This window comes from Rhodococcus sp. RS1C4, assembly GCF_002258225.1.
Lineage (GTDB): Bacteria > Actinomycetota > Actinomycetes > Mycobacteriales > Mycobacteriaceae > Rhodococcoides > Rhodococcoides fascians_E.
Map to the genome: position 1 here is coordinate 95,078 of NZ_NOXZ01000032.1, position 7,781 is coordinate 102,858.

Consider the following 7,781-nt stretch of genomic DNA (forward strand, 5'->3'; position numbering starts at 1 on the left):
AACAGCTAGATGGCAAGCATTCTCGAGCTACGTTCCCGGATCAAGTCGGTCAACTCGACGAAGAAGATCACCAAGGCTCAAGAGCTGATCGCGACGTCGCGAATCACCAAGGCGCAGGCGCGCGTGGCAGCGTCGAAGCCGTACGCGGAGGAGATCACCAAGGTCCTCTCCGCGCTGGCCAGTGCGTCGGGTTCGCTCGACCACCCGCTGCTGAACGAGCGTGACGAGCCCAAGCGCGCAGCAGTTCTGGTCGTCACCAGTGACCGCGGCATGTGCGGTGGCTACAACTCCAACGTCCTCAAGGAAGCGGAGGAGCTGTTCCAGCTTCTGCGCAAGGAGGGCAAGGATCCGGTCATCTACGTGCTCGGCGCAAAGGGCCTCGGCTACTACACCTTCCGTCAGCGCGACGTGAAGGGCGCGTGGACCGGCTTCTCGCAGGAGCCCGGTTACGCGGATGCAGCCAAGGCGAGCAAGCACCTGGTCGAGCTGTTCATGGCGGGTTCGGGCTCCGAGGTCGAGGCCCCCAACGGTGAAGGCACCGTCGAGGGCGTCGACGAACTGCACATCGTCTACACGCGGTTCGTGTCGATGCTGACGCAAAAGCCCGAGGTCCGGCGTATGGCTCCGCTCGAGGTGTCGTACACGGACGAGGAAATCGAGCTGGGCGCGGATGCTCTGACCGATTCCCCGTCGGCGTCCGAGGTTCAGGCTCAGTACGATTTCGAGCCCGAAGCCGGAACTCTCCTGTCGGCTCTGCTGCCGAAGTACATCAGCACGAGGGTCTACTCCTCGTTGCTCGATGCGGCTGCATCCGAGTCGGCCGCGCGCCGTACTGCCATGAAGGCGGCCACGGACAACGCGAACGAATTGGTCGAGACCTTGAGCCGTCAGGCGAACCAGGCTCGGCAAGCCCAGATCACCCAGGAAATCAGCGAAATCGTTGGTGGCGCAAACGCGTTGGCTGACAGCGCAGGAAGTGACTAAGCAATGACCGCAGCAGTAGCCCAAGAGAACGCGAGCGGAGCGGACACTCAGTCCGGCCGTGTCGTTCGGGTCATCGGCCCCGTTGTGGACGTCGAGTTCCCGCGCGGCTCCATCCCCGCCCTGTTCAACGCACTCCACGCAGAGATCACGCTGCCGACGGTGGCGAAGACCCTGACACTCGAGGTTGCACAGCACCTCGGTGACAACCTGGTCCGCACCATCTCGATGCAGCCGACCGACGGTCTGGTTCGTGGCGCCTCGGTGTCCGACTCCGGCAAGCCGATCTCGGTGCCCGTCGGCGACGTCGTCAAGGGCCACGTGTTCAACGCCCTCGGTGACTGCCTCGACAGCCCGGGCCTCGGACGCGACGGCGAGCAGTGGGGCATCCACCGCAAGCCACCAGCCTTCGATCAGCTCGAGGGCAAGACGGAGATCCTCGAGACCGGCATCAAGGTCATCGACCTCCTCACCCCGTACGTGAAGGGTGGAAAGATCGGTCTGTTCGGTGGCGCCGGTGTCGGCAAGACCGTTCTGATCCAGGAGATGATCACCCGTATCGCGCGTGAGTTCTCCGGTACGTCGGTGTTCGCCGGCGTCGGTGAGCGCACCCGTGAGGGAACCGACCTCCACCTCGAGATGGAAGAGATGGGCGTCCTCCAGGACACCGCCCTCGTCTTCGGCCAGATGGACGAGCCGCCGGGCACGCGTATGCGCGTCGCCCTGTCCGCACTGACCATGGCGGAGTACTTCCGCGATGTTCAGGGCCAGGACGTGCTGCTGTTCATCGACAACATCTTCCGTTTCACGCAGGCAGGTTCCGAGGTGTCGACCCTGCTGGGACGTATGCCTTCTGCCGTGGGTTACCAGCCGACGCTGGCGGACGAGATGGGTGAGCTCCAGGAGCGCATCACCTCGACCCGTGGACGCTCGATCACCTCGCTGCAGGCGATCTACGTTCCCGCCGACGACTACACCGACCCGGCGCCTGCGACGACGTTCGCCCACCTCGACGCAACGACCGAGCTGTCGCGTCCGATTTCGCAGATGGGTATCTACCCCGCTGTGGACCCGCTCAGCTCGACGTCGCGAATCCTCGAGCCGGGCATCGTCGGTGCGGAGCACTTCCGCGTCGCCAACGAGGTCAAGCGGATCCTGCAGAAGTACAAGGAACTGCAGGACATCATCGCCATCCTCGGTATGGACGAGCTTCAGGAAGAGGACAAGGTTCTGGTCGGTCGCGCACGTCGCCTCCAGAAGTTCCTCGGACAGAACTTCATCGTCGCCGAGAAGTTCACCGGTGAGGCCGGCTCGGTCGTGTCCCTCTCGGACACCATCGAGGCGTTCGACAAGGTCACCAAGGGCGAGTACGACCACCTTCCCGAGCAGGCATTCAACAGCTGCGGTGGACTCGACGACGTCGAGGCTGCAGCCAAGAAGATCGCCGGAAAGTAGCCCGACGTGACTTCTGCGGAAAGCTCCGGCATGGAGGTCGCTCTCGTCGCGGTCGAGCGCGAGTTGTGGTCCGGCAACGCAACTCTGGTCAGTGCTCAGACGACCGAGGGCGAGATCGGCATCATGGCCGGCCACGAGCCAGTGCTCGGCCAGCTCGTCGAGGCAGGCACGGTGTCCATCACGACGACCGACGGCGAGAAGATCGTTGCTGCGGTTCACGGTGGGTTCCTGTCCGTGACGGGTAAGACCGTCACGGTCCTGGCGGAGTCCGCGGACTTCGCTCAGGACATCGACGTCGACGCAGCCCGTTCGGTCCTCGACGCCGGCGGCGACGACAAGGAAGCCCTCGCTGTGGCGAAGGGCCGAATTCGCGCCGTCGAGCGGGCCTAGGTTCCAAGAGAAAGCCGCGACGAGGTTCTGTGATGCACATGGGAGTGATCGTTCTGATCATTCTGGTTGTGCTGCTCGCAGGCCTCGTCGCGGCTTTTCTGTACCGTCTCACCATTCTTCGTCGCGGTGGAACGGCTGCCATTCTGCGCATGACGCCCGCTGCGGGTGGAAGCGGTTGGCGGCACGGGGTCATCCGGTACGGAGACAACACCCTGGTGTTCTTCAAGCTGTCGAGCCTGCGGCCCGGCCCGGACCACCGGATGAGCCGTCAGGGCATCGAGGTCGGGGAGCGGCGCACCCCACGCAACGACGAGTTCGACATCATGTCCGACGAGATCGCGATTCTCGAGCTGACCGATCAGGGCCTGGGCTACGAGATCGCTCTCGACCGCGGTGCGCTCACCGCATTCATGTCGTGGCTGGAATCGCGTCCGTCCGGCCGTTCTCGGCGGGGTCGGCCCGCCGCCTGATCTACGTGTCGGTGGAGCGTGATGCTCCCGGCACCCATTTCACGTCACCTTCGGGGTTCGCGTACCTGCTCAGGATGAACAGCAGGTCGGAGAGCCTGTTCAAGTACTTCGCCGGTAGGACGCTCGTGTTCTCGGGGTTGGCGTCCACCGCGGCCCATGCCGAGCGCTCTGCTCGACGCGCCACGGTTCGGGAGGTGTGCAGCAGCGCCGCCAGGGGAGTGCCGCCGGGAAGAATGAACGAGTCGAGCGCCTTCAGGCCTTCGTTGAACTCGTCGCACCATCCTTCGAGCCGGTCGACGTAGGACTGATCGATGCGTAGGGGTGGATACTCGGGGTCTGCGACGACGGGTGTCGAGAGATCGGCTCCGGCGTCGAACAGATCGCTTTGAATCGTTCGAATGACCGAGACGACCTTCTCCGACGGATTGCCCAGTGCCAGAACGACTCCGAGGCTCGCGTTGGTCTCGTCGCAGTCCGCGTAGGCAACGAGCCGCGGATCGTTCTTCCCGACCCGCGAGAAGTCGCTGAGACCGGTGGTTCCGTCGTCACCGGTGCGGGTGTAGATGCGAGTCAGGTGCACAGCCATGGCGCTACGGTACCGCCCGGATGGGGCGACCGAACCCTGGCTACGCTGTCGAACTGTGAGTGAACGCTTTTTGGTCTCCGGTGGTAACCGGCTCGTCGGTGAGGTGTCGGTCGGCGGCGCGAAGAACAGCGTGCTCAAGTTGATGGCGGCAGCGCTGCTCGCCGAGGGCACGAGCACCATCACCAACTGCCCCGACATCCTCGACGTGCCGTTGATGGCCGAGGTCCTCCGCGGATTGGGGTGCGAGGTCGTGCTGGAAGGTGACGTCGTGCACATCACCACGCCGGCGGAACCCAAGCACCATGCAGATTTCCCGGCCGTCACGCAGTTCCGAGCATCGGTCTGTGTCCTCGGTCCGCTCGTCGCCCGGTGCAAACGAGCGGTGGTGGCGCTTCCCGGTGGTGACGCCATCGGGTCTCGTCCGTTGGACATGCACCAGTCGGGACTGCGCCTGCTCGGTGCGCACAGCGAGATCCAGCACGGTTGCGTCGTGGCGGAGGCCGAGGAACTTCGGGGCGCCAACATCCGTCTTGCTTTCCCGTCGGTCGGCGCGACGGAGAACATCCTGATGGCAGCAGTGCTCGCCAAGGGCGACACCGTCATCGACAACGCTGCGCGTGAACCCGACATCGTCGACGTGTGCAACATGCTCAACGAGATGGGGGCGCAGGTCAGCGGCGCCGGCACCTCCACGTTGACCATCAGGGGCGTCGAGTCGTTGAAGCCCACCACGCACAAAGTGATCGGTGACCGTATCGTCGCTGCGACGTGGGGAATCGCTGCCGCGATGACGCGGGGCGACGTGCGAGTTCGAGGCGTCAACCCCAAGCATCTGTCACTCGTGTTGGACAAGCTGAGGCTTGCGGGTTCGGAGGTGACGTCCGAGGCCGACGGGTTCCGCGTGGTCCAGCGTGAGCGGCCGACCGCCGTGAACTTCGCGACGTTGCCGTTCCCCGGTTTTCCCACCGATCTGCAGCCGATGGCGATCGGCCTCGCGGCGGTGGCCAACGGAACGTCGATGATCACCGAGAACGTGTTCGAAGCGCGCTTCCGGTTCGTCGAGGAGATGATCCGACTCGGCGCCGACGCCCGTACCGACGGTCACCACGCGGTAGTGCGTGGCGTAGCCCAGTTGTCGAGTGCACCTGTGTGGTCGTCCGACATCAGGGCGGGTGCAGGACTGGTACTCGCAGGACTGTGCGCCGACGGGGTCACCGAGGTGCACGACGTCTACCACATCGATCGGGGTTACCCGAGGTTCGTGGAGAACCTGACGGAGCTCGGCGGAAGCATCGAGCGAGTCAGCTGACGGACGTCAGCGCGTCGACCAGTACGTCGAGTCCGTAGCCCAGTTCGTCGTCGGACACCGATCCGTATCCGACGATCAGTCCGGTGACGGGCGACGGGGAACGTGTGGATCTCGCGAGAGTGTCGACATCGACGCCGGCCGCTGCCGCTCGTTCTGCCACGGCGACCGCGACCGTGGCGTCGAGCAGGAGTGTGGTGTGCATTCCAGCGCCGACACCACGAAGTTCACCGAAGGGCGCCAGAGCAGCGGCGACCAGTTTGTCGCGTTGCCGATAGACGCGGCGGGCAGCACGCACAGTTCTGTCCCACTCGCCGTCGCGTAGCAGCGAGAGCATCGCGTGTTGGACCGGTGTGGAGGGATAGTCGCCGAGGTCGGTGCGAACGTGTGCGATGAGTTCGACGACATCGGGCGGGGCAACGAGCCAACCGAGTCTGATACCCCCGCCCAGGGTCTTCGCCACCGTTCCGAGATAGACGGTGCGGTCGGGCGCCAGCTCCGCGATGGTGGGCAAAGGTGCTACGTCGTAACGGAATTCGGAATCGTAGTCGTCTTCGATGATCATCGCGTCGCGTGATCGTGCGTACGATGCGAGGGCGCGACGGCGGCCGACGGTAAGAAGGCCGCCGGTGGGGTACTGGTGAGACGGAGTGACGTACACCGCGCGTGCGGTCCGTGGCGTCATGTCCAGACGTTCGGTGACAATTCCGTCGAGGTCGACGGGAACGTCGAAGACGGACCACCCCCAGCGTCGTGCGGCTGTGGTCGCGACCCGGTAGCCCGGGTTCTCGTGTGCCAGGACCGGACGTGAAGTGCCGTCTTCGGTCGACAGCGCGGCCAGGGCCAGGCTCATCCCGTGCATGCTCCCCGTGGTGACCACTACGGATTCGGCTGACGTGTGAAGCCCACGCGCGCGGCCCAGTAGGTCTGCAAGGGCGGCTCGGAGTCGGTGGTCACCGCGAGGGTCCGGGTATTCCTGCTGTTGCGGGACTGCGCTGACGTCCCGCCACGCTCGCTTCCACGCCGCCGAGCTCGGGGGCACCCACGGTGTTCCGGTGGCAAGTCGAATACGGCCTAGGGTTTCCGTGGTTCCGGCGGTACGGGATGTGGTCGACGGCCGCGTCGGTGTGGTGACGCCGCTGAGGCGGCGCACGAACGTTCCCGATCCTGCGCGCGGTTGTAGCCACCCCTCCGCGGTCAGTTGATCGTAGGCGCTCTCCACCACGCCCCGAGCGACTTCGAGCTCAACCGAAAGCGCTCTGCTACTTGGCAATCGGGTGTTCGGTTCGATACGAGCGGAGTCTATGGCCGCGCGTATCCCGTCCGCGATCTGCACCGGCAGCGTGCGGGGATCCGTCCGGTCGACCGAGACGATCAGGGACATCGGCAGCATGCTCGCCTCCAAGTGGTCTATTGGAAATCGAGTTGATTGGATCATGACAGTAGGCCAATCATGACCGAGGATCGACAGTATGAGTACCGAAGCCGATTTGTCGCCGACCGAACGCACCACCATCAGGCGAGGCAGAGTCCGAGCACGAACCGATCGCTCGGACCTGGCGGACGTGCTGGCCACCGCGCGGATATGCCACCTCGGCGTGGTGGTCGACGGGAGCGTGCGCGTTCTTCCTACTGTGTTCGCGGTCGATCATGACGGTCCCGATCCCGGCGGCACTCTGTACGTGCACGGATCGGTGGCCGCTCGCAGCTTGGTCGATGCGCCGAATGGGGAGATCTGCGTGACCGTCACCGTGCTCGACGGCCTGGTTCTGGCGAGGTCGGCGTTCCATCACTCCATGAACTACCGAAGCGCCGTCGTGTACGGCCGGCCGCGATTGGTTGGCGACGACGAGGAACGCGTGCGCGCACTTGCGGCGATCGTCGATCAGGTGGTGGACGGGCGCAGTGAGCATCTTCGTGCGCACACGCGGAAAGAGTTGGCGGCAACGGTGGTGCTCGCCCTCCCGCTCCACGAGGCATCGGTGAAGGCGCGGACCGGAGACCCGGTGGACGACGAGCGAGATGTCGACGCGGGTGGAGTGTGGGCAGGCGTCGTTCCCGTGCGCGACGACTTCGCCGAGCCGACTCGGGCGGCGGACGTGGACGTGAGAATCCCTGTGCCCGAGCATGTTCTGGCCCTCGTTCGACAATTCTGAACGCGTCTATGTCCGGCGTCACATTCACGAATTTTGCGACGAGGCGCTTTCGAGTTCGTCGTGACGAGCGAGCTACCTGCGGAAATGTTGTCCAGGATTTCCTCGACCTGGCGATTTGCGCGACGGATTCTGCTCGCGTAACTTTTGTCGAGTCAGAGCGACACGGACACCGACCAGGGCCTACACGGTCCCGGACACGAGGTTGGACGTCGGAGCCTGACGGAACATGAAATTCCAGTTCTACCCACCAAGAGTCGGAGCTTGCATCCGAGACCAAGCTGGGATAGGCTGGAGAAGTTGCCCCAAACACCCTGAAGCTACGGTTTCCTGGCTGTTCGGTGTGTGCGTGTTCTTTGAGAACTCAACAGTGTGTCGATGAATGTCAGTGCCGAATGTTTTTGGTGCTCATGCCTTTTGGGGTGTGGGTGTGACATCTT

General features: G+C 64.3%; 8 protein-coding genes. 6 read left to right on the forward strand and 2 right to left on the reverse strand.

All coding sequences use genetic code 11. The annotated features are described in order from the left end of the window. Positions 1–9: 9 nt before the first annotated feature. The 4 genes from CH289_RS16985 to CH289_RS17000 are packed head-to-tail and all read left to right on the forward strand — an operon-like array spanning position 10 to position 3,296. Positions 10–984, forward strand: coding sequence for a F0F1 ATP synthase subunit gamma (locus CH289_RS16985; protein ID WP_019667284.1), 975 nt, complete (start codon positions 10–12; stop codon positions 982–984). Positions 985–987: 3 nt separating this feature from the next. After that, positions 988–2,436: a F0F1 ATP synthase subunit beta gene (gene atpD, locus CH289_RS16990; protein WP_019667285.1), complete on the forward strand. Its 1,449-nt coding sequence runs from the start codon at positions 988–990 to the stop codon at positions 2,434–2,436. Positions 2,437–2,466: 30 nt separating this feature from the next. Then, entirely contained in the window at positions 2,467–2,826 is a 360-nt protein-coding gene (locus tag CH289_RS16995; protein ID WP_019667286.1) for a F0F1 ATP synthase subunit epsilon, read from the forward strand. 32 nt (positions 2,827–2,858) lie between these two features. Further along, positions 2,859–3,296 carry a DUF2550 domain-containing protein gene (locus tag CH289_RS17000; protein ID WP_026348159.1) on the forward strand — a complete coding sequence of 146 codons (438 nt, stop codon included), beginning with the start codon at positions 2,859–2,861 and terminating at the stop codon, positions 3,294–3,296. A gap of 1 nt (position 3,297) precedes the next feature. Here CH289_RS17000 and CH289_RS17005 read toward each other — a convergent pair whose 3' ends face one another. Beyond that, entirely contained in the window at positions 3,298–3,882 is a 585-nt protein-coding gene (locus CH289_RS17005) for a cob(I)yrinic acid a,c-diamide adenosyltransferase (protein WP_019667288.1), read from the reverse strand. A gap of 55 nt (positions 3,883–3,937) precedes the next feature. Here CH289_RS17005 and murA point away from each other — a divergent pair, with 55 nt between their 5' ends. Beyond that, positions 3,938–5,191, forward strand: a complete 1,254-nt coding sequence (gene murA / locus CH289_RS17010) for a UDP-N-acetylglucosamine 1-carboxyvinyltransferase (protein ID WP_026348160.1) — start codon at positions 3,938–3,940, stop codon at positions 5,189–5,191. Here murA and pdxR read toward each other — a convergent pair. Continuing rightward, a complete protein-coding gene (pdxR, locus tag CH289_RS17015; protein ID WP_249277251.1) occupies positions 5,184–6,572 on the reverse strand; it encodes a MocR-like pyridoxine biosynthesis transcription factor PdxR in 1,389 nt (462 codons plus the stop codon). The two genes, murA and pdxR, sit on opposite strands and share 8 nt — an antisense overlap. Before the next feature lie 88 nt (positions 6,573–6,660). Here pdxR and CH289_RS17020 point away from each other — a divergent pair, with 88 nt between their 5' ends. Beyond that, entirely contained in the window at positions 6,661–7,344 is a 684-nt protein-coding gene (locus CH289_RS17020) for a pyridoxamine 5'-phosphate oxidase family protein (protein ID WP_019667291.1), read from the forward strand. Positions 7,345–7,781 lie beyond the last annotated feature (437 nt).

Excerpts from the sequence above, each read along its gene's own strand:
- CH289_RS16985 (WP_019667284.1), top strand. The coding sequence starts at position 10 with ATGGCAAGCATTCTCGAGCTACGTTCCCGGATCAAGTCGGTCAACTCG.
- atpD (WP_019667285.1), top strand. The coding sequence starts at position 988 with ATGACCGCAGCAGTAGCCCAAGAGAACGCGAGCGGAGCGGACACTCAG.
- CH289_RS16995 (WP_019667286.1), top strand. The coding sequence starts at position 2,467 with ATGGAGGTCGCTCTCGTCGCGGTCGAGCGCGAGTTGTGGTCCGGCAAC.
- CH289_RS17000 (WP_026348159.1), top strand. The coding sequence starts at position 2,859 with ATGCACATGGGAGTGATCGTTCTGATCATTCTGGTTGTGCTGCTCGCA.
- CH289_RS17005 (WP_019667288.1), bottom strand. The coding sequence starts at position 3,882 with ATGGCTGTGCACCTGACTCGCATCTACACCCGCACCGGTGACGACGGA.
- pdxR (WP_249277251.1), bottom strand. The coding sequence starts at position 6,572 with ATGTCCCTGATCGTCTCGGTCGACCGGACGGATCCCCGCACGCTGCCG.
- CH289_RS17020 (WP_019667291.1), top strand. The coding sequence starts at position 6,661 with ATGAGTACCGAAGCCGATTTGTCGCCGACCGAACGCACCACCATCAGG.